The following is a 20,279-nucleotide window of genomic DNA, read 5'->3' on the forward strand; positions in this document are numbered from 1 at the left end:
CGGTTATACACGCCCGACCCTAAGGGGACGAGGTATTCTACACCTAAGGCAGCTGTTGGCAAACCCTCTCCACCATATCTTTTTCGAGGAGCAGGTCCGAGAACCTGAGGAGCTCCGCCGCCTCCTCCGCCACATCACGGTAGGCGTTGAAGTCCACGGCCTCTCCGGTCCTCAAGCTCGCCGCCCTTCCAGCCGCCGGATCCACCAGGACGCTGCCTCTGATGAACGTGCCGTTCCGGAAGACCACGTTACCCACCCTTGCGGAGAGGAGGTCCTGTCCGAAGGGCAACGGCATCTCCACCCCCATTATTGACGCCACCGTGGGAGCTATGTCCATGTGCCCCGTGGAGATCTCCATCACTCCAGCCCCCTTGCCGTGGGGCATGCGTATCATGAAGGGCACCGTCTGAGCGGCCCTCCAGCGGAACGCCTCCCCCATGTCCTCCCCAAGGAAGGCCCCTAGCTCATCCTTGTTGGCGCTGGGAATGGCCACGTGATCACCGTACAGCACCACCACAGAACGATCGAGAAGGCCCCTGGATTTGAGCCCCCTTAGGAACATGCCTATCTGGGCGTCCGCATAGTGGATGGCCTGCAGGTAGTCCCCCAACAGGGTTCCCTCCAAGGCGGCATCCAGCTTAAGGGCCCTCGGTATGCCCTCAAAGGAGTAGGGATAGTGGCTGGTAAGGGTAACCAGGAACGCGTAGAAGGGCCCCTTCTCCCGTGACAATATCTCAGAGGCCTGGGCGAAGAAGCTCCTGTCCGAGAGGCCCAGGCCTATGGCCTCATCGAACCGCATCTTCTCCCGGCTGACGTACCTATCAAAACCAAGGGACGGGTACATCCGGTGTCTGTTCCAGAAGGATGCCTTATCGCCGTGCAGGGCCAGGGTGGCATACCCACTGCGCTTCAACGCCTTGGGCAGGGACTCGAAGGCGTTGGAGAAGAAACGGGTGTAGGCAACGCCCTTTGACGCGGGGAACATGGAGGTCTGGGCCATGAACTCCGCGTCCGCGCTGTTTCCCAGGCTGGTCTGGTTGTAGGTGTTGGGGAAGTAAATGCTCTCCCGAACGAGGCGGTTGAGGTTAGGGGTTATCTCCTGCCCCCCCACGGACCGGTTGATCACGAAACCCTGAAGGGCCTCCACCTGTATCATTATTAAGTTGAGCCCCCTGCCGGCGCCAGCCAGACCGCCCCGACCCTCCAACTTGTCAGGAGCGCTGCGCTTCACCGCCCAATCCACCAGGGCCTCTTCCTCCTCCGCCGCCACCGCCTTGGAGGAAAACAGGTCCGCCGAGGCGTTGATGAGGTCCGCCAGGTGATACCCCACGGGACCTAAGCTCATCATAACCGCCGGCCTATCCCACATGGCCTTTATGTAGCCCGGCACCCTGAGCTTCGCGATCCCGCTCTGCACTAGGAACGGCGTAAGCCCCAAAAGGCATAGGGCGGGGAAGAGGATCCTCCGCTTGAGGGGGACTTCCCTAAGGTCCCTCCTGGCCCTATAGAGCCTCACCACCGCGGCGGCGAAAAGCAGCGGCAGGTCCAACACGCAGAGGCCGTCCTCGGGGGTCAAAAGGGCCCACACGGAGTCCGATACATCCCCAAGCTGCCCGGCAAACACGAGGCTCCTCACGGTGAAAAGGTCCGAGTAGTAGCGGAACGACAAGAGATCCGCAAGACAGAGGGCGGAAAAGCCGGCACTCAAGGCGAACATGCCCAAGAGACGAAACCGCCTGGGCAAGAGGAGGGGAAGACCCGCGAAGGGCAGAACCCCCAAAATGGTGGACCAAAGGACCTGGGGATACCGGTAGGAGCCGGCGAAAACCCCGTCACACACCGCAAGCAGCTTAAGCGCCGACGCGGCCCAAACCGCAAGGAACCAAACGAGATCCCCCTTCATCGCCTCAAGGGATCTCATAAATCCAAGCCGATTAAACAACCCACGGATGAAACTCATCACACCCATTCCTCCAAAGAAGCTTACCTCAAGTCAGAATCCGATAGATTATACACCTCTAAACCGTCAAGGCAAGCCGCCTGCACCCCACGCACAGCAAGGTGCACCACAGCCCGCGGGGGACACGCCGGGGAGGGCCCAACGATGTCGATCCCAGGGGCATGCTAGGTGGATCGGCATGGAAACGCTATTGTTGCAAAATTACAACTAATATATGATCGGAATTTTTATTTTGTATTTGATGGTTTATCTCGGTAAATAGTTTTTATATTCTAATCATATAGACGGGAGAACACGGGATATTTAAAATACCCCCCAACAAGGGGGTGGTCTCCTTGATACGCAAAATCCACTGGAGCAACGGCTTGGGTTGACCTCAGGACCCCGGATGGGCCCCGGCGGGACCCTGGGGGCACTCCTTTCCTCCCTGGCGGCGCATCCCGGTGAGGATGTCACCGCTTATGTCCTCTGTCTGATATCCACTTATCCGCTAATCCACAAAGACATGAAGGGAGGAGACGGCATTGGATCTTCTTGAGCTCGTAAAAACGGTAAACGGGGTGCTATGGGGGTACCTCCTGATATTCCTCCTGTGCGGGACCGGGATCTTCTACACCCTAAGGCTTGGGTTCGTTCAGGTAAGGCTATTCAGAAAGGCCTTCCGAAAGGCCTTCGGGGAGCTGAACCTGTTCGGCAAAAGGGCTGACAGGGAGGGAATGTCCTCATTCCAGGCGCTGGCCACCGCAGTGGCCGCCCAGGTAGGCACCGGGAACCTGGCGGGAGCCGCCACCGCCATCGCCATGGGAGGACCTGGAGCCATATTCTGGATGTACCTGGCGGCCTTCTTCGGCATGGCCACCAACCTCGCTGAAGCGGTGCTGGGACAGATATACAAGGCCAAGGACGACCGGGGACAGGTCACCGGAGGCCCCGCCTACTACATAAGCCAGGGGCTTAACATGCGGTCTCTTGCGGCCTTCTTCTCCATATCCATCATAGTGGCCCTGGGCTTCATAGGGAACATGGTGCAGTCAAACTCCATAGCCGACGCGTTCCACACCGCCTTCCACGTGCCGCCCATATGGATTGGGATAGCGGTTGGCGCCGTCGGGGCCTTCGTCTTCATAGGGGGCATCGGCCGTATCGCCTCGGTGACGGAAAAGATGGTGCCCCTCATGGCGGGCATATACATACTGGGAAGCCTGTACATCTTAGCCACCCACATAGGGGCAATCCCCGGGGCCATAAGGGCAATACTGGTGGGGGCCTTCAACCCCGCCGCCGCCACCGGAGGGCTCATCGGAGCCACCATAAGGGAGGCGGCCCGCTACGGGATCGCCAGGGGGCTCTTCTCCAACGAGGCGGGCATGGGATCCACCCCCCACGCCCACGCGGTAGCAAAGGTTGACCACCCGGTTGAACAAGGGCTCATGGGCATAGTGGGGGTCTTCATAGACACCTTCGTGGTCCTCAACATGACCGCTTTCGTCATCCTATGCACCGGCGTCCTGGACGGCAAGACCACGGGGATAGCGCTGACCCAAAAGGCCTTCACCTCCGCGCTCGGGAGCATCGGGAACCCCTTCGTGGCGGTTTGCCTGCTGTTCTTCGCCTTCTCCACCATAGTGGGCTGGTACTTCTTCGGGGAGGCCAACGTAAGATACCTGTTCGGCTCAAGGGGACTGCCCCTGTACAAGGCAGCGGTGGTGGGATTCATAGTCCTGGGCTCAACCCTGAAGGTGGACCTGGTGTGGGAGCTGGCGGACACGTTCAACGGCCTCATGGTGTTCCCAAACCTCCTGGCCCTCATCATGCTGTGTCCCGTGGTGGCAAAGGCGGTGAAGGAGTTCGAATCACAGGGCAGAGAGTGACGGGCAGAACAACCTAACCAATTCAAACAGGGGACTAAAAAACCGGTGCCGCAAAAGGGCTCCACCCCCTCCTGCGGCACCTTCTCGTCCCCTAAGACCCCTTAAGACGGGGCCTCAGGGGATAAACCGGGCACTGCTAAGATGTGGCCCCCGGGATCACTTCTCCACCGGATCCTTCTTGCCTGAGAAATCCCAGAAAAAGGCCTCCCACTGGGTGAGGCGAAACACCTCAAACAGTGGATTGTCCGGGGTCTTGTACATGTCCTTCAGCGTCTCATTCCCCTCCAGTATCCTTGACTTCTGCTCAAGCCCGGGGAAGAACTCGGCGACCCCCCTAATCCGCAGCGTCACCGACCAGTCGGGGGAGGCAGAAGGCCACCTCACAGCGGGGATCCTCCTTAAGCTGCCTGAAGACCTCCTTGTCGTTGGAGAGGCAGAACAAGGGACAACCCTGGTCCTCAAACTGGAACATGAAGGGCCTCACCCTGGGTCCCTCGGGGGAGACGGTGGCCAGGAAACCAAAGGGGTTCTTGCTCAGGAAGTCGTACATTTGTCGTTTGGAAGCCAACTCTATCTACCTCCTACAGCTTAATTTCCTGCTCCTTATATCTATATCCCAGCGGGACGGACAGCGCAAGATGGGGGTATAATCCCCTACCGGGGTGATGACATGATAAGAAGGCTTAAGGCCCTGGTTTACGGGGCGGGCATCGCGGCCTTGACGCTATTGGCGCTGCCAATCTCAGGCAGGGCAGACGTCCCCCCCGTGCCGTTCGGGGCGTTCAGAGGCTTCAACGTGATATACATACAGATGGAGTCCATCCAGCAGTTCCTCATAGGTTCCAAGCTGCAGGGGCAGGAGGTAACTCCCAACCTTAACCGGCTGGTCCAAAGGGGCCTCAGCTTCACCCGCTGCTACCCCCAGACCGGCATGGGCAACACCTCCGACGCGGAGCTGCTGGCCATGTGCTCCTTGCTGCCATTAAAGGACCATGGGGTCTTCAACCTCCTGCGCTCCCCCATCCCATCTCTCCCCCAGCAGCTCAAAGCCATGGGATACCACACCTACGCATTCCACGGCAACTCCCCATCCGTCTGGAACCGCAGGAGGGTGTACCCCCTCATCGGGATAGACAAGTACTACCATCGGGGGAAGCTGGTGAACGATGACGTGGTGGGCCTTGGCATATCGGACATGAGCCTCCTGCGGCAGACCGGGCACGTGATGTTCAAGCGGAAGCTACTGAAGGAACCCTTCTTCGCCCTGGTGATGACCCTCTCAAGCCATCACCCCTACAAGGTCAAGGGATGGAACTTCCCCAAAGGCCCCTTCGAGGGCACCGTCCTGGGGGACTACCTCGCAAGCGCCAACTACGCGGACCACGCCCTAGGGGAGTTCATAGACGCCCTGGAGGGCTCGGACCTGGCCAGAAGGACCCTGGTGGTGATCTACGGAGACCACAGGGCCCCGGGGCTGGAGATGGAAAGGGTGAACCAGTTCCTGCAGGAGAACCAGATGAAACCCATATCCAGCGAGGGCTGGAAGCAAAGGGACTTCTCTAGGGTACCCTTCATAGTCCTCATCCCCAGAGAGGACGGGACGTACGAGGCCGGATCGTCGGACATACCCTGCGGCCAGTGGGACATATCCCCCACGGTGGCCCACCTTTTGGGATTTAAGATGCCCAATGCACTCGGGGAAGACCTCCTGGAGGAACCAAGGGGCCTAGTGGTGTTCCCCCAGGAGGAGATCATATACCGGGACTACTGGAGCGCCTTCGGCGGCAAAACCCTGGTGGACATGACCATGGAGAGGCCGGTGGTGCCCATGGTGCTGAACCCCCAATGGGACGCCGCTCGAAGGGCAAAGGAGATGAGCCTCAGGACCCTCGGGTTGAAATAGCGGGGATAGAGGGTATAAAGCCGAGGGGTCCCGGAAGAGACCCCCGCTAAAGGGACACCTCCACTCCCAGCCCCTCCGATAGGGCCCTGTTAAAAGCCCTCTGGGCGCACAACACGTCAAGGGCACCGAAGCCCACGCTCTTCATGACCGTTATCTGGAACTTGCTGGTCCTGCCCTCCTTGCCCCCCAGGATCAGCTCCCCCAGCTCACCGGTTATCCGCTCCGGGCCGAACCTACCCTCCTCGATCGGTATCAGCAGGTCTCCCGCCTCCTCCATGGCCCCCTTTAGGTAGTCCACGTAGACCAAGTCCGCCCTCTCCAGGGTCTGGGAATCCAGCTCCCTTGACGTGGGGGTGTAGGCCCCTATGGCGTTGACGTGAGCCCCCATTGGAAGCATTGCCCCCGGGAAGACCGGCTTGCTGGAGGTGGTGGCAGTGGTCACCACCATAGCGTCCGCCACCGCATCCTCCGGGGACTCCGCCGCCACCAACCAACAGCCCCTTGCCTCCGCCATGGGGGCTGCGAGCTCCACAAACCTGCGGCTCCTATCGGGATCGCAATCGTAAACGTTAACCCTTTTTAGGGGCCTCGCGAGCAGCATCCCCTCCAGCTGGGTCATCCCCTGCCCCCCGGTGCCGAAAAGGGCCCCCACGGAGGCATCCTTCCGAGCCAAGAGATCCGTGGCGCAACAGGTGACCGCACCGGTCCTAATCCTAGTGAGCTCGGTGCCGTCGATCAGGGCCTCCACCTCGCCGGTCTCGGAGGACAAAAGAAACATCAGCGCCGTGACGGAGGGCTTATCCAAGGACACGTTGCCGGGAAAGACGGACACCACCTTGACCCCCGCGGCCTCGCTCACCTCTTTCACCGAGGCGGGCATCACCAACACGTCCCCCAGCTCCAATGACAACCTCTCCCTCACCGGCACCTGAGCCCTCCCGCTAGACCAGGCCCCAAGGGCGGACCTCACCGCCTTAACCGCCTCCGACATGGGAAGAACCTTTCTGACCGCCTCCGCACCAATCAGCTTCATCCGATCCACCTCCTCCTCAGGTCCTCCGAGATCTTCACAAAACGTAAGAAACATAGGCTGACGGCCCTGAAAAAATCCCCGCTTGCACTCAAAGGGTCCTTCTCCGCCCCTGCCATAAGCCTGCGCAGCTTCTCAGCCCCCATGCTGGCACAAAGCCCCTTCAGAGAGTGGGCGCACTTGGAGGCCCCCTCAAGATCTCCCCGGTCCAGGCTATCCTTGAGCTCCATCACCCGGATTGGGAACTCCTCCTGAAACATCTCCAGAAGCCTTACGAGGGCCTCCACATCCCCATCCAAGCGGTCCCAAAGACCCTGGACGTCAAAATCGGGCAGGGAATCGTCATCCAGATCTAAATGCTCCATGCCAACAGCCTCCTTGGCTCAACTCGATGGGCCCTGAAAACCCAGTTGCCCTTCACCGACGACGGGGTGTTCATCCGGTGCCCGCTGCCAAGGCAGAGCAGGTCCTGAAGCGGTATGACCCGCCACCTGGAGGGGGAACAAAGAATAAGCCTCACCATGGCCTCCACCGCCCCCTCCGGATCCAAAGACCGCCCCACCATGCGCCTTAAAGCCCCCCTCTCCTCCGGAGAGGCCTTGAGCCACCATCCAAGGGACGTGTCGTTGTCGTGGGTACCCGTATAGGCGACCCCTAAGGCCTCGTGATTCCAGGGAAGGTGCGGATTGTCCTCCCCCCCAGAGAATGCGAACTGCAGGACCCTCATCCCGGGCATACCATATTTCAAGCGGAGGGACGTGACATCGTCGGTTATCACCCCCAAGTCCTCCGCCACCAAGGGAAGCGGACAGGGCTTGCCCTCCTCGGGGGATGCGAAGCCGAACCTCTCAAGGATCAAGTCGAAGAAACCGCTCCCAGGCCCCTCCCTCCAGCGGCCCCTCACCGCAGTCTCCTCCTCGAACGGTATGGCCCAGTAACCGGCGAAACCCCGGAAGTGGTCTATCCTCACCACATCGAAGACCTGAAGGGAGGCCTTAAGCCTCATGAACCACCAATGGTACCGGTCCTCCTTCATAACCTCCCAGCGGTAAAGGGGGTTTCCCCACCGCTGACCGGTGTCGCTGAAGTAGTCCGGCGGAACCCCCGCCACCTCCACGGGGTTGCCCTCCCCATCAAGCTCAAAGAGCTCCGGGAAGGCCCAGGGATCCATCCCGTCGTGGGCCACGTATATGGGCAGATCCCCCACAAGGACTATACCCCTGGAGGCGCAGAAATCCCGGAAGGACCTGAACTGCCTAAACGCCAAGAACTGCTCGAACTTGAAGAACTCGCTCCTGTCCAAAAGCTCCCCGCCCGCTTGAGCCAAGGCGGTCTCGAACCTTCCGGCCCAGCTGGGCCAGCGGGTCCATATCTCTCCCCGGAAGGACTCCTTGAGGGCCATGAAAAGCCCCCACCGGTGGATCCAGAAGGAGTTATCCTCCAAGAACCCCTGGTAATCCTCCTCAAGATCCTGTCTGGCCCCGCCCCTGAAGGCCCTAAAGGCCTCCTCCACCGCCCTGCGCCTCGACGCGAAAGCCCCTGCAAGATCCGCCCGCCACGGGTCATCCAGGGGAACCCTCAGGGACTTGGCCAGATCCGCCCCTATCAAGCCCTGGGACACCAGATCATCTATCGATATTATCGTGGGGTTCAAGGGGAACGCCCCGTAGGCGGCATAGGGGCTGTACCCCATGGCGGGGTTCGGATAGTTAAGGGGCAGCATCTGCCACAGGGTCCATCCACCCTGGACCAGGAGCTCCCCCATCTGCCTGGCAGCTGGCCCCAGGTCCCCTGCCCCGTACGGGCCGTTAAGGGACGTAAAGTGCAGGAGCACTCCCCTTTTCCTCGAAAGGAACATGGACACTCTGCCACCCCCTATTTTTTGAGGTCAACCTTGAGGCTCGAAGAACAAGAACGAGTTCCCCGGTATGGTAAGCGTCAGCGAATAGGGCCTCCCATGGGAGCCCAGATCCGAGGCCCAAACACCTCCCAGGTTACCCTCCCCAGATCCCCCGTACAGGGAAGCGTCGGAGTTGAGCACCTCCCTCCAGAAACCCCCGCAAGGGACTCCCAGCCTATAATCCCTGCGAGGAACAGGGGTGAAGTTCCCAACCCCCAACACCACTGGGCCATCCTCCGAGAACCTGAGGCACGCCAATATGCCGTTGTCCCGGTCATCACAGTCCACCCACTGGAATCCCCTGGGGTCGAAGTCCAACTGGTACATGGCAGGACGGGACCGAACGAACCGGTTCAGGTCCTTAACCCACTGGAAGATCCCCCGGTGCAGCTCCGACTCCCCCATCAGATGCCAGTCAAGGCTGGACTCGTGGTTCCACTCCCTCTCCTGGCCGAACTCCCCCCCCATGAACAGGAGCTTCTTGCCGGGATGACAGTACATCCAACCGTAAAGCAGCCGCAGCGAAGCCGCCTTGTTCCATTCGTCCCCCCACATCTTGCCCCATAGGGAGCCCTTCCCGTGAACCACCTCGTCATGGGATAGGGGAAGCACGAAGTTCTCCGAGTAGTTGTACCAAAGCCCAAAGGTGAGCTCGTCGAAGTGCCACTTGCGATGAACGGGATCCCTGGACATGTGGGACAGCACGTCGTGCATCCATCCCATGTTCCACTTCATCCCAAATCCCAACCCCCCAAGGAAGGTCGGGCGGCTCACCATGGGCCAAGCGGTGGACTCCTCCGCTATGGTCTGGATCCCCGGGAAGCTCCGGTAGAGCTCGCAGTTCATGGCCCGGAGGAACTCTATGGCCCCCAGGTTCTCCCTTCCCCCGTATTGGTTAGGAATCCATTCCCCGTGCTTCCTCGAGTAGTCCAGGTACAGCATCGAGGCCACCGCATCCACCCTGAGGCCATCGGCGTGGTAGACGTCGCACCAAAAGGCAGCGGAGCTTATGAGGAAGCTCCTAACCTCGTTGCGATCGTAGTTGAAGATGCCGCTCTTCCAGTCCGGATGGTACCCCTTTCTGGGGTCCTGGTGTTCGAAAAGGCAGGTCCCGTCGAAGAGCCCAAGGCCGTGCCCGTCCTTGGGGAAGTGGGAGGGAACCCAATCGAGGATCACCCCTATGCCGAGGTGATGCATGTGATCCACAAAGGCCATGAAGTCCTGGGGGGTTCCATAGCGGGCGGAGGGGGCAAAGTACCCAATGGTCTGATAGCCCCAGGAACCGTAGAACGGGTGCTCCATAACAGGCAACAGCTCCAGGTGGGTGAAACCGGTCTCCAGAAGGTAGTTCCCAAGCCTCTCCGCAAGCTCCCGGTACGAAAGGGGCCTGTTGCCATCCTCCGGCACCCTCTGCCATGAGCCCGGGTGAACCTCGTATACGGTCCAAGGGGAGTCCAGCGAGTTCCTATCCGGCCTGGCTGACATCCAGGAATCATCCCCCCACCGATAGGAAAGATCCCAGACCACCGATGCGCTTCGGGGAGGGCACTCGAAGAAGAATCCGAACGGGTCCGCCTTCTCATATGTCTCCCCGGTCACCCTGGACCTTATCACGTACTTGTACCTGTCCCCAGGCTTGACGAAGGGCACGAATCCCTCGAACACCCCGGAACCGTCCCATCGAGGGTACAGCCGGTGGGACCCCCGGTCCCAGCCGTTGAAGTCCCCCGCAACGGACACCCATTCCGCGTTGGGAGCCCATACCGCGAAAAGAGCCCCCCCTTGACCGTCCACCTCCATCAGGTGGCAACCAAGACAGCGGTACAACCTGAAGTGACGACCCTCCCGAAATAGATACACGTCGTAATCGCTCATGAGGCTTATCCCAGGCACAGCACCGCTCAATATCATCACCACCAGATAAGCGGATATAATTCGCTCGTAAGCTTGCCATATATTGTATCCCATAGGCACGGTTTGTCGTCCCTGCAAACCGGCGTTACAATGAAAAAATAGAATTTCGCAGCGGAGGTGACCCCCTTGGGCTTGAAAGAAAAGGCGGAGGAGCTGGCAAGGGCCATAGAGGGAGCGAGGAGGATAGGGGTCCTCACAGGGGCGGGGATATCCACCGGGGCGGGGATACCGGACTTCCGGGGGCCCAAGGGCATATACAGGACCCTCAAGGTTGAGAACCCGGAGGCCATCTTCGACATCCGCCGGTTCAATGAGGATCCGTCGGAGTTCTACCGGTTCCACCGGGGCCTTATGGAAATGATGCTCAAAGCGGAGCCCACCTTCACCCACCGTTTCCTCGCGGGTTTGGAGGGCTCTAAAAAGGTTACCGTCATCACCCAGAACGTGGACGGCCTGCACCAGCGGGCGGGGTCTAAAGACGTCATCGAGATCCACGGGGGCATAACCCATAACTTCTGCTCCTCCTGCGGCAAGAGCTACTCCATTGAGGAGTTAAGACAGCTCATGGATCTCAGCGACGTTCCAAGGTGCTCCTGTTCCGGGACGATAAGGCCGGACATCGTGTTCTTCGGGGAGCCGGTTAAACAGCTGGAGCGCTGTTTCAGCGCCGCCTCCGAGAGCGACCTAATGATGGTCATAGGTTCATCCCTGAACGTGACCCCCGCGGCGCTGATACCCTCATCATCCAAGGGGGTTCTGGCGGTGGTGAACCTGGGGGAGGTCAACACCTTTAACCTTCACCGCCGTGTGGACATAATGGCAGAGGATGACATAGACCGGTTCTTCAAGCGGGTGAGCGAAAACCTAAAGAACCTTGCTTAAGGGCTTAGGAGGGCGGCTTAAAGTGGATTCTTTCCTGGTCATGCGGATCGCAAGCAGGTACCTCGCGCTGCCCATCCAGCAGGTGGTCCGGGCCGTTCCTGCGGCCCTGCTCAGCCCTCCCGCGGGGAAGGGGCCGGTGGCGGGTATACTCAACTTGGAGGGGGAGATGATCCCGGTGATCGACCCAAGGGAGATCTTCGGGGTCCCCAAAAAGGAAATGGACACCTCAGACGCCATCGTCCTGGCCCAATGGGGGGACCAGGTGATCGGAATATGGGTGGACCAGGTGCTCGGGGTCTTTGAGCCTCAATCCAGAAGGAGCTGCACCGTGATGGGGCAGCCGGTGGACGCGGTGGCCATAGGGCAGGACCAGCCGGTGGCAGCGGTTCTGGATATCGGGGGGATGTTCTCTGAACGATAGGGAGGGACCACGCAAGGCGGAGGCACAAAAACAGCTCCTAAGCATGGCGGAGAACTTGATCCCCATGATCGAGTCCAGTTACGGCCTTGACCTTCGAGGGAAGGAAGAACAGCTGGCAAGGGTCCTGGGTAAGCTCTGCGAAGACTCGGGGATGGATCTGGACCGCTGTACATCCACGGGGCTCCACAAGCTCTGCGATGCCGCGGTGGAGCACATGGTGGTTGGCGAGAGCTACTTCCTGAGGCATCGGGAGGCCCTGGAGGAGTTCGTAAGGCACACGGCGTCCATGGGAAGGCCCAACGTGTGGTGCGCCGCCTGCAGCACCGGCGAAGAGGCCTACTCGCTGGCGTTCCTTTTCGTCCAAAGGGGCATAGAGGACTTCTCTATACTGGGCTCCGACGTAAATCCCTCGGCCATTAGAAGGGCCAGGGAGGGTGTATACGGTCGCTGGTCCCTCCGAGGCCTGGGCGATGAAGCGCGCCTTTTGTTTGACCACATCCATGGGAATCTATTTAGGGTAAAGGATAGGTACCGGAGGAACGTGCGTTTTTCGATCGGCAACGTGATGACCCCGCCGGAAGGGGTCTTCATCGGCATATCCTGCAGGAACCTCTTCATATACTTCTCCGACTCCGGGATATCCAAGGCCTTGGATATCTTCTACCAAAGGCTCCACCCCAAAGGGGTCCTCCTGGTCGGGGCGGCGGAAGCTCCCGCGGTGAACAGGCTCATGGGCAACCGGTTCGTGCCATCCGGGGTCTTCGTCTTCAGGAAAGCATCCCCCATCAAGAACGTTGAAGCTTATCCCATGCCCCACCGGGAGGACGCAGAGGGCATAATCCCCCGCACACCCAAGATGGCGGAGATGACCCGCCATACGGCAGAAGAGGCCCCGAGAATCGAGACACCGGCTAAACCCGCAGGGGAAGCTCCAAAGGAAGCAAAGGAGGCAGTCCCCCTCAAGGACCAGGAGGACTTGGTCTTCGAGAGGGCGAAATCCATGGCAGACCGGGGAGACCTGCAAGGGGCGCTGGAGATCCTGACCTCCGCTGAGAAGGTTGACCCCACCGGGGCTAAGGTTAAGTTTCTAAAGGGGGTGATACTAATGGACATGGGCATGCACAAAGAGGCGGCGGAGTCATTCAAGGAGGCGGCGTACCTGGACCCCTCGATGCCGGAACCCCGGCACTCCCTCATGATACTATCCCTCCAGGAGGGGGACATGGCGTCCGCCCAAAGGCATGGAAGGCTTCTTCTCAACATCCTCAAGGACTTGGACGACCGGGAACCCACGCTTTACGGACCCCACGTAACCAAGGGTCACCTAAGGAAAACCGCAAGCGAGCCGTTTTGAACGCCGTGAACAGGGGGGATTAAGGTGAGCTCACGGGCGGATCTCACGACGGAAATATTAAAGGCCCGGGCGGTTAAACTATCCCGTAGACCGCAGACAGAAGAACGGCTGATCTCCATGCTCATGTTCATCAGGATGGGCAAGAGACTGGGCATACCGGCCTCCAAGGGGGGGGAGATAGTCCGCCTCAAGATCGGGTATACTCCTCTGCCCCTAACCAGTCCCCATTTGGCCGGGGTGTTCAACCTGAGGGGCAGCATCGTGCCCCTAATAGACCCGTCCCCCCTGGCGGGCATATCCGGCTCCGGAGAGATCCAGGTGGCCATGATCATCCATAACCGCAAGGGGCCCTTCGGCATAGGATTTGACAGACTGGAGGGGCTGGTAAGCCTAAGCTCATCGGCGGTCCGAGAGGTGCGAGGCTCGGGCCCGGTCAGGTGGATGCTCGATGACGTCCCCATACTCGATCCGGATCTCATATCCCCCTGAACAGCCCCTGCCCCCTTAACAGGGCAAAAGGAGCCGGTCACCTAGGGTTTTTACATCCTATAGAGCAAATTCATCTGCTTAGGCAAAAGCATAAATAAAATCTAACATAATAGAATCTTAGGAGTGATGACCATGAAGATTACCATAAGGATCAAGCTCCTGGGCCTCATCACATTAGCATCCCTCTCCCTTATGTGGCTTGGATTCACCATGTGGGGGAACATGGTCCAGGCAAAAAGGATGTACGAGGAACAGCAAATGGTCCAAAGGGCCCTCATGCTGGCGGAAAGGATAAATTATAAAAGGATGGAGGTAAGGAGCATCTTCATATCCGCCCTTAGCGACCAAACAAACAAACTGTACGGAGAGGACTTGCCTCAAAACCTCCGTAGGAAGAGAGAGGCAATAGACCAGATGGGGCGGGACGTGGACGATCTGTTAAGTAACCCGTACATAAGATCTAACCCCAAGGAACTGTCCATGGCGGAGCATCTGAGGGACCACTACCTAAAGTGGCGGCGGGAGCACGAAGAGGTGGACAAAATCCTATGGGACTTGAGCCAGAGCGGGAGCAGGTCCTCCAGGGAAAAGGTCTACTCCGGGGGGATGAACAAGATAAAAGATCTGTTCGAGTTATCCAATCAGTTCGGGGAAGAGGCGGACGCCTTCGTCAACTTCATGACATCCGAGGCCTCGGCAAAGGCGTTAGAATCCGCAGAAAGGGCAAAGAGATCCGCCGTGATGTCGATCATAGGCCTTGGGATCATAATCACCGCCATCATGTCCTCGGGATACCTCCTGGCCTTCAGGGTATCATCCGTAATCCGATGGGCCTCCCACGCCATGGAGAAGATAGCTTCCCGTAGTATAGATTTAACGGTTCCCCAGGATTTCCTCAGACGATCCGACGAGGTAGGGGACATTGCTAGGTCCTTGGAGCAGCTCCTTACCGCCCTAAGGGAACAGATATCAGAGATGGGCACGGCGTCAAAGACGTTAACCGACACGTCGATCAAGATCAGCAGCACGGTGTCCCAGGTGGCGGCATCCACGGAGGAGAACTACTCCGCCATAACAGAGAGCTCCACTTCCATGGAGGAGATCAAGGCCACCGCAAGGAGCACCGCCAAGAGGATGGAGGAGGCCACGCAGCTTTCCCGGGACGGGCTTGATCTGGTGATAAGGGCAAACGAGGCCGTAACGGGGCTTCTAAACTCCCTCAAGGCGATAATGGAGCGGATGGACTTCATCTCCGGCACGATAGTCAAACTTAACGACCGCAGCAGGGAGATAATGGAGATAGCGGACACCGTTGAGGACCTGGCGGATCAGTCAAACCTGCTGGCGGTGAACGCGGCGGTGGAGGCCGCCCGCTACTCCGACGGGGGCAAGGGTTTTGCGGTGGTGGCCCAGGAGATCAAGGAGCTTGCGGAGCAGTCCAAGCAGTCCGCTAAGGAGGTGAAGCACAAGCTCGAGGAGGTCCTGCGGGCCACGTCATCGGCGGTCATGGCCACAGAACAGGGCATGAAGGCGGTAGCCGAGGCGGAGAAGCACACCGAGCCCGTAAAGAACTCCATGGACCAGATGGCCCGTCAGCTGGGGGAGATAGCCCAGATGGCGGGGCAGATCCTCAAGGCCAACCAGGACCTGTTCATAGGGGTTGATCAGGTGAACCTGGCGCTGGAGCAGATCCGCACCGCCAGCAAGGAAAACTTGGATGCCATGAAGGCCCTTGAGTCCTCTGCGATTGAGCTAAAGGCCCAGGGGCAGAAGCTGATTCAAATCGTGAACGAGTACAAGCTCTAGGAGACCGGCCCATGGAGGACAGCTTCCTTGAAGAGCTTCGCAGGGACTTCGCTGTGGAGGCAACGGAGTACCTCTCGACCATAAGGGATATACTCCAGGATCCTAAGTCATTCGAGGATCCCAAAATGATCGAAGAGGCCTGCAGGATTTTTCACAACTTGAAGGGGGCCTCCCAAACCGTCGGCTACCCCAGGGTATCCCTTTTGTGCCAATCCATGGAGTCCCTCCTATCCGCCGCGAGGAAGGGGAGCCGAAGCATCACCCCCTCTGACCTTCCCGTGATAGCCTCCGGCCTGGAAACCCTTGAATCCCTCATAAACGGGACAGACGTACCCATTGAAGCGGTGGCAAGGGGGGTTGAGGACCTTCTCAGCGGGAAGGTCCCATCACCCACCAACAAGACCCCGCAAGAAGCCTCGGACGCCGCCGGCCAAGCCGCGGCGGCTGCACAGGAGGAGCACCACGCATCCGGCGCTGAAAACTCGGCAAGCGCCGAGGTCCCCGAGGTCGAGAAGGCATCGGCCGAACCGGAGCCCCAAGGGGTTCCGCCGGCCGCGGAAGAGGCACCCCCCATTCAGCCGGCAGAAAGGGTGGATCCCCAGGGGCACCAAGACCTTCAGCGGGAACATGACGACACCGTAAGGGTAAGGTTCAAGGACGTGGAAGAGTTCATCACCCTCTTGGAGGACCTCATGTCCCTGCGCCTCTACGCGGCCCAGAAGGCGGAACAGCTCTTCAGCGTCGCATCGGAGGATAAGAGCTGCGCTGAAGCAAGGCCCGTCATCCGGGGGCTCCGGGAGGACCTATCCGCCATGGACAGGGCCATAAAGACCCTCATGCAAAAGGCCCGGGACATGGGAATGATAAGGGGTGACTGGCTGCTAAGGTTCCTTAAAAACTCCGCCGTGGGGCTGGCAATTAAGCTCTCCAAGTCGGTAGACGTACATGTGTCGGGCGGAGACGTAAGGTTGGACCGAAGGGTCATGGAGACTCTAAAGGATCCCCTCATGCACCTCATACGTAACGCCATGGACCATGGGATCGAGTCCCCGGAGGAAAGGGAAAAACAGGGTAAGCCAAGGTCCGGGACCATCTGGATATCCATATCGGCCGACGGAAGCGACTGCATGGTGACCGTGAGGGATGACGGAAGGGGCATGGATCCCGAAGCGATAAAGGCAAAGGCCTTAAAGGATGGACTCATATCCCTAGAGCAATCCTCTTCAATGGGCACGGAAGAGGCACTGCACCTGATTTTTCAGTCCGGGTTCTCCACCGCCCAGGGCGTATCGGATGTCTCCGGCCGGGGGATAGGGATGTCCATAGTGAGGGAGGCACTGGATAAGATCGGGGGTACCATCAAGATAGCGACATCAAAGGGCCTTGGAACCGAGTTCTCTATTCGGTTCCCATCCACGGTGAGGACCTACCGGGGGGTCATGGTTAGGGTGGGGAGTCAGGTCTTCAGCATACCCTCATCACAGGTGTCAATGGTGTACGCCATTAAAAACAAGGACCACCAGGCCATGGGGATCGCCATGGGGAAGGAGAGATACCTTCCCGCCATAGACCTCAAGGACCTGTTTGGTCTTAAGGGCAACTCATCCTCCCCATCCAAGCCTCAGGGGGTGGTGATACTCTCCTCCGATGGGGAGGAGGCCGGGGTGATCAAGGTGGATCAGATCCTCGGGGAGCATGAGGGGATCGTAAAGGGCCTTGGGACCTTCCTGGGCAAGGTTAGGTTCTTCGTAGGTGGTACCATCCTGGGATCGGGGATTGTATTGCCGGTCCTGGACGTGAAAGACCTGCTGGACTCCATTGACAGGGACTCCGCCCCCTTCGTGGAGGAGAAGACTTCGGGGCCCAAGAAGGTTCTGGTGGCGGAGGACTCGGTCACGTCCAGAGCCCTCCTTAAGAACATCATAGGTTCCCTGGGCTACCAGGTTGTGACCGCCTCGGACGGGCAGGACGCTTGGGAGAGGCTGTCCAAGGAGGACTTCGACCTGGTGGTGACCGACGTGGAGATGCCTCGAATGGACGGGATAGGGCTGCTCAAGCGCATAAGATCCAATCCGCCCACCAGCAGGCTGCCGGTCATCGTGGTCACCTCCCTGGACTCCCAAGAGCAGGTTAAAATGGGGATGGAGGCCGGGGCGGACGTGTACATCTCGAAGAAGGACTTCGACCAGGACAAGCTTAAATCCCTGATATGGGGGTTCCTCGGGTGACCGGGACGGGCAGATCCGTAAGGAGGTAAGGCGGTTAATGGGGATAAAGGTGCTGGTGGTGGACGACTCCCTCTCCTTCAGGCGATACATGCGCATGGGGTTATCCTCCCTTCCGGAGGTGGAAACGGTCACCCTCACGGAGTCCGGGGAGGAGGCACTGGAGGTGCTGACCCTTTCAGGGGGACGCTTCGACCTGGTTACAATGGACGTAGAGATGCCGGGCATGGGAGGCATGGAGGCCATAAGGCGGATAAGGTCCCGTTGGGAAATTCCGGTGCTGGTCATATCCTCCCTGTGGTCCCCCGGTGAGGTGGCACTGACGTTCAAGGCCTTCGAGGCCGGCGCCTTCGATGTCCTAGCGAAGCCCGCCCCAAGGACCGATCCCAATACCTTCGCGCGAAGGATCATCTCCACCGCAATGCCGGTGATCAACCGCACCCAACCGATGGGGGGGATAAAACCCAGGGAACTCAAGGTCCCCTCACCGCCGGCTAAGAAGCCCTACCAGATAAAGGTGATAGCCGTAGGGGCCTCCACCGGAGGCCCCAAGGCCACGCTGGAGCTCCTGTCCGCCCTTCCGGCCCCCCTTCCGGTGCCGCTTCTGTTGGTTCAGCACATGAGCACCGGCTTTGATGAGGGCTACGTAGAGTGGATAAAAACCGCTTCGGGCCGCAAAATTCAACTGGCTCGGGACGGGGAGGTCCCCTCCAGCGACACCGTGATCGTGGCCCCCGCGGGACGCCACATGGAGCTCAACAAGGGCAGTATAAGGCTCACCGATGGCCCCCAAAGCCACGGGGTAAAACCGTCGGTCTCGGTGCTCTTCAAATCCCTCCTTAACGAGCTGGGGGGCAGCTGGTGCGGCATACTCCTCTCAGGCATGGGATCCGACGGGGCCCAGGAGCTAAAGGCCGCAAGGGAGACGGGGGCACTCACGCTGGTGCAGGACCCTGAGTCCTCGGTGGTCTGGGGGATGCCCGGGGAGGCCTGGCGGATCGGGGGCGCTGATATGATGCTAGCTCCCTTAAGGATGGGAGAGTTCATAAGAAACGTGATACATTAATCCCAATCAAGGGGTTAAGCACCTAGAAGAAGGGACCGGTGAGGGATGATATTGGACAAGTTCCTAAACCCCAACAGCCACACGATAGCCCTTGCGGAGGACAGCCCCACCCAGGGCAGGGGGCTTAAGAGCATCCTCGAAAAGGAGGGCTTCAACGTCCTATGGTTTCGGGACGGACAAGAGGCCCTTGAGCACATAAAATCCATGGACCAACCTCCGTCCATCATCATATCCGACGTGGTGATGCCCAGGATGGACGGGTTCGAGCTGGTGAGGAACCTAAAGTCCCATGAGGCCACCAAGAACATCCCGACGATACTGCTGACCGCCCTATCGGACCCCATAGAGGTTATAAACGGCCTTAAGGCCGGGGCGGATAACTTCCTGGTGAAACCATCTTCCCCGGAGCAGATCTTGAAGCAGGTCTTCTACCTGATAAACCAGAGCAACCTGGGGGATTACGATGATTATCAGGCAAGGGTGGTCTTGGAGGTCAACTTCAGCGGCCAAGTGCATCAGATAACCGCTCATAAGATGCAGATAGTGAACCTCATCTTCTCCCTCATAGACTCCTCATCCGCGTCCGCCCAGAAGCTGAGCGACCTGTTGTTCCGCCAGCAACAGCTGGAGGAGGACAGACGGACCCTGTTCAACAACCTGCAGCATGTTCTAGGTTCCATGGATGACGGGATAATCGTGGTGGATCCATCGGGCCAAGCGGTCTACTCCAACTCATCCGCCCAGGCCATAATGGGTGAGGTGGGGGCGGAGGGCCTGCTGGCCTCCCTGCCCGAAGGTGAAGGGGAGATACGGTTTACCCTCCAGGACGGAAGCCCCCTGGTGCTGGACGTAAAGCACTCCACGGTCTTGTGGGACGGAGTTCAGTGCCGGATGTCGGTTCTAAGGGACGTAACCGAGCTGGTGATCCTGAGGGATCAGCTCAAAACCCAAGCGGTGACGGATGCCCTAACGGGCCTTTACAACCGCCGGGGGTTCACCGAGGCGGCCAGCATCGTTTTAAAGCAGGCCAAAGAGGCCTGCAAGCCCGTCTCCATGATATACATGGACCTGGACGGCTTCAAGAACGTGAACGACACGTTAGGACATCACGCGGGGGATCAGCTCCTGGAGGAGATGGCCCAGGCCATGCGCGAGTCCTTCAGATCCCAGGACCTCTTGGGGCGCATCGGGGGGGACGAGTTCGCCTGCTTCCTGCTCCACCAGGAGGGGTTAAACCCCGAGGAACTGATACACCGGCTGGAAGCTAGACTTACGGCCCGGCACAATGCCATATCCGTAAGCTACGGCATATCCCATGACCAGCCCGGCGGATCCAAGACGCTGGAGGAGATGATGATAGAGGCGGACAGGGCCATGTACCAGCATAAGGAGGGCAAGAAGGCGAGCAGAATGGGAGCTTACGCTTGAGCCGAGGAGCTCCCCAGGTACCGCAGCGGC

17 protein-coding genes are annotated in these 20,279 nt (G+C 59.3%); 10 read left to right on the plus strand and 7 right to left on the minus strand.

Translation table 11 applies throughout. The annotated features are described in order from the left end of the window. Positions 1–43 precede the first annotated feature (43 nt). A complete protein-coding gene (locus THEVEDRAFT_RS07085) occupies positions 44–1,960 on the minus strand; it encodes an LTA synthase family protein (RefSeq protein ID WP_006584036.1) in 1,917 nt (638 codons plus the stop codon). Positions 1,961–2,484: 524 nt separating this feature from the next. Between THEVEDRAFT_RS07085 and THEVEDRAFT_RS07090 the strand changes: the two genes are divergently transcribed. Beyond that, a complete protein-coding gene (locus tag THEVEDRAFT_RS07090) occupies positions 2,485–3,831 on the plus strand; it encodes an alanine/glycine:cation symporter family protein (protein ID WP_006584037.1) in 1,347 nt (448 codons plus the stop codon). A gap of 156 nt (positions 3,832–3,987) precedes the next feature. Here THEVEDRAFT_RS07090 and THEVEDRAFT_RS09890 read toward each other — a convergent pair whose 3' ends face one another. Together THEVEDRAFT_RS09890 and THEVEDRAFT_RS09895 are read right to left on the minus strand one after the other, a co-directional pair. Beyond that, complete coding sequence (locus tag THEVEDRAFT_RS09890) at positions 3,988–4,215, minus strand: hypothetical protein (protein WP_245522633.1); 228 nt, start codon at positions 4,213–4,215, stop codon at positions 3,988–3,990. Continuing rightward, complete coding sequence (locus THEVEDRAFT_RS09895; protein ID WP_245522634.1) at positions 4,166–4,381, minus strand: pyridoxamine 5'-phosphate oxidase family protein; 216 nt, start codon at positions 4,379–4,381, stop codon at positions 4,166–4,168. The genes THEVEDRAFT_RS09890 and THEVEDRAFT_RS09895 overlap by 50 nt, the downstream gene beginning before the upstream one ends. 120 nt (positions 4,382–4,501) lie before the next feature. Here THEVEDRAFT_RS09895 and THEVEDRAFT_RS07100 point away from each other — a divergent pair, with 120 nt between their 5' ends. Then, positions 4,502–5,734: an LTA synthase family protein gene (locus THEVEDRAFT_RS07100; RefSeq protein WP_006584039.1), complete on the plus strand. Its 1,233-nt coding sequence runs from the start codon at positions 4,502–4,504 to the stop codon at positions 5,732–5,734. A gap of 46 nt (positions 5,735–5,780) precedes the next feature. Here THEVEDRAFT_RS07100 and THEVEDRAFT_RS07105 read toward each other — a convergent pair whose 3' ends face one another. Genes THEVEDRAFT_RS07105 through glgB form a run of 4 tightly spaced genes read right to left on the minus strand, consistent with a single transcriptional unit; the run spans position 5,781 to position 10,575 of the window. Further along, positions 5,781–6,767, minus strand: a complete 987-nt coding sequence (locus tag THEVEDRAFT_RS07105) for an ornithine cyclodeaminase family protein (protein ID WP_006584040.1) — start codon at positions 6,765–6,767, stop codon at positions 5,781–5,783. Beyond that, positions 6,764–7,129: an Hpt domain-containing protein gene (locus THEVEDRAFT_RS09200; RefSeq protein WP_006584041.1), complete on the minus strand. Its 366-nt coding sequence runs from the start codon at positions 7,127–7,129 to the stop codon at positions 6,764–6,766. Before THEVEDRAFT_RS09200 ends, THEVEDRAFT_RS07105 begins: the two co-directional genes overlap by 4 nt. Beyond that, positions 7,117–8,643, minus strand: a complete 1,527-nt coding sequence (gene malQ / locus THEVEDRAFT_RS07115; protein WP_342610191.1) for a 4-alpha-glucanotransferase — start codon at positions 8,641–8,643, stop codon at positions 7,117–7,119. Before malQ ends, THEVEDRAFT_RS09200 begins: the two co-directional genes overlap by 13 nt. Positions 8,644–8,652: 9 nt before the next feature. Further along, complete coding sequence (gene glgB, locus THEVEDRAFT_RS07120) at positions 8,653–10,575, minus strand: 1,4-alpha-glucan branching protein GlgB (protein ID WP_040825404.1); 1,923 nt, start codon at positions 10,573–10,575, stop codon at positions 8,653–8,655. 120 nt (positions 10,576–10,695) lie between these two features. On the opposite strand from glgB, the gene THEVEDRAFT_RS07125 reads away from it, so the two are divergent. The 8 genes from THEVEDRAFT_RS07125 to THEVEDRAFT_RS07160 all read left to right on the plus strand — a co-directional run bounded on the left by THEVEDRAFT_RS07125 (position 10,696) and on the right by THEVEDRAFT_RS07160 (position 20,249). Beyond that, the gene (locus tag THEVEDRAFT_RS07125; protein ID WP_425358256.1) at positions 10,696–11,460 is read left to right on the plus strand and encodes an SIR2 family NAD-dependent protein deacylase; all 765 of its coding nucleotides are present in this window, start codon (positions 10,696–10,698) and stop codon (positions 11,458–11,460) included. 22 nt (positions 11,461–11,482) lie between these two features. Further along, positions 11,483–11,881 carry a chemotaxis protein CheW gene (locus THEVEDRAFT_RS07130; protein WP_006584045.1) on the plus strand — a complete coding sequence of 133 codons (399 nt, stop codon included), beginning with the start codon at positions 11,483–11,485 and terminating at the stop codon, positions 11,879–11,881. 43 nt (positions 11,882–11,924) lie between these two features. Next, complete coding sequence (locus tag THEVEDRAFT_RS07135) at positions 11,925–13,235, plus strand: CheR family methyltransferase (protein WP_040825406.1); 1,311 nt, start codon at positions 11,925–11,927, stop codon at positions 13,233–13,235. 24 nt (positions 13,236–13,259) lie between these two features. After that, a complete protein-coding gene (locus THEVEDRAFT_RS09205; RefSeq protein ID WP_006584047.1) occupies positions 13,260–13,724 on the plus strand; it encodes a chemotaxis protein CheW in 465 nt (154 codons plus the stop codon). 132 nt (positions 13,725–13,856) lie between these two features. Then, positions 13,857–15,530, plus strand: coding sequence for a methyl-accepting chemotaxis protein (locus THEVEDRAFT_RS07145; RefSeq protein ID WP_006584048.1), 1,674 nt, complete (start codon positions 13,857–13,859; stop codon positions 15,528–15,530). Between the two features lie 11 nt (positions 15,531–15,541). Beyond that, a complete protein-coding gene (locus tag THEVEDRAFT_RS09210; protein WP_006584049.1) occupies positions 15,542–17,758 on the plus strand; it encodes a hybrid sensor histidine kinase/response regulator in 2,217 nt (738 codons plus the stop codon). A 37-nt stretch (positions 17,759–17,795) separates the two neighbouring features. Then, positions 17,796–18,821, plus strand: coding sequence for a chemotaxis protein CheB (locus THEVEDRAFT_RS10135; RefSeq protein ID WP_006584050.1), 1,026 nt, complete (start codon positions 17,796–17,798; stop codon positions 18,819–18,821). 45 nt (positions 18,822–18,866) lie between these two features. Further along, the gene (locus tag THEVEDRAFT_RS07160; RefSeq protein WP_006584051.1) at positions 18,867–20,249 is read left to right on the plus strand and encodes a diguanylate cyclase; all 1,383 of its coding nucleotides are present in this window, start codon (positions 18,867–18,869) and stop codon (positions 20,247–20,249) included. The last annotated feature ends 30 nt before the right edge of the window (positions 20,250–20,279 follow it).

Source organism: Thermanaerovibrio velox DSM 12556 (assembly GCF_000237825.1).
In the GTDB taxonomy this organism is placed as follows: Bacteria; Synergistota; Synergistia; order Synergistales; family Synergistaceae; genus Thermanaerovibrio; species Thermanaerovibrio velox.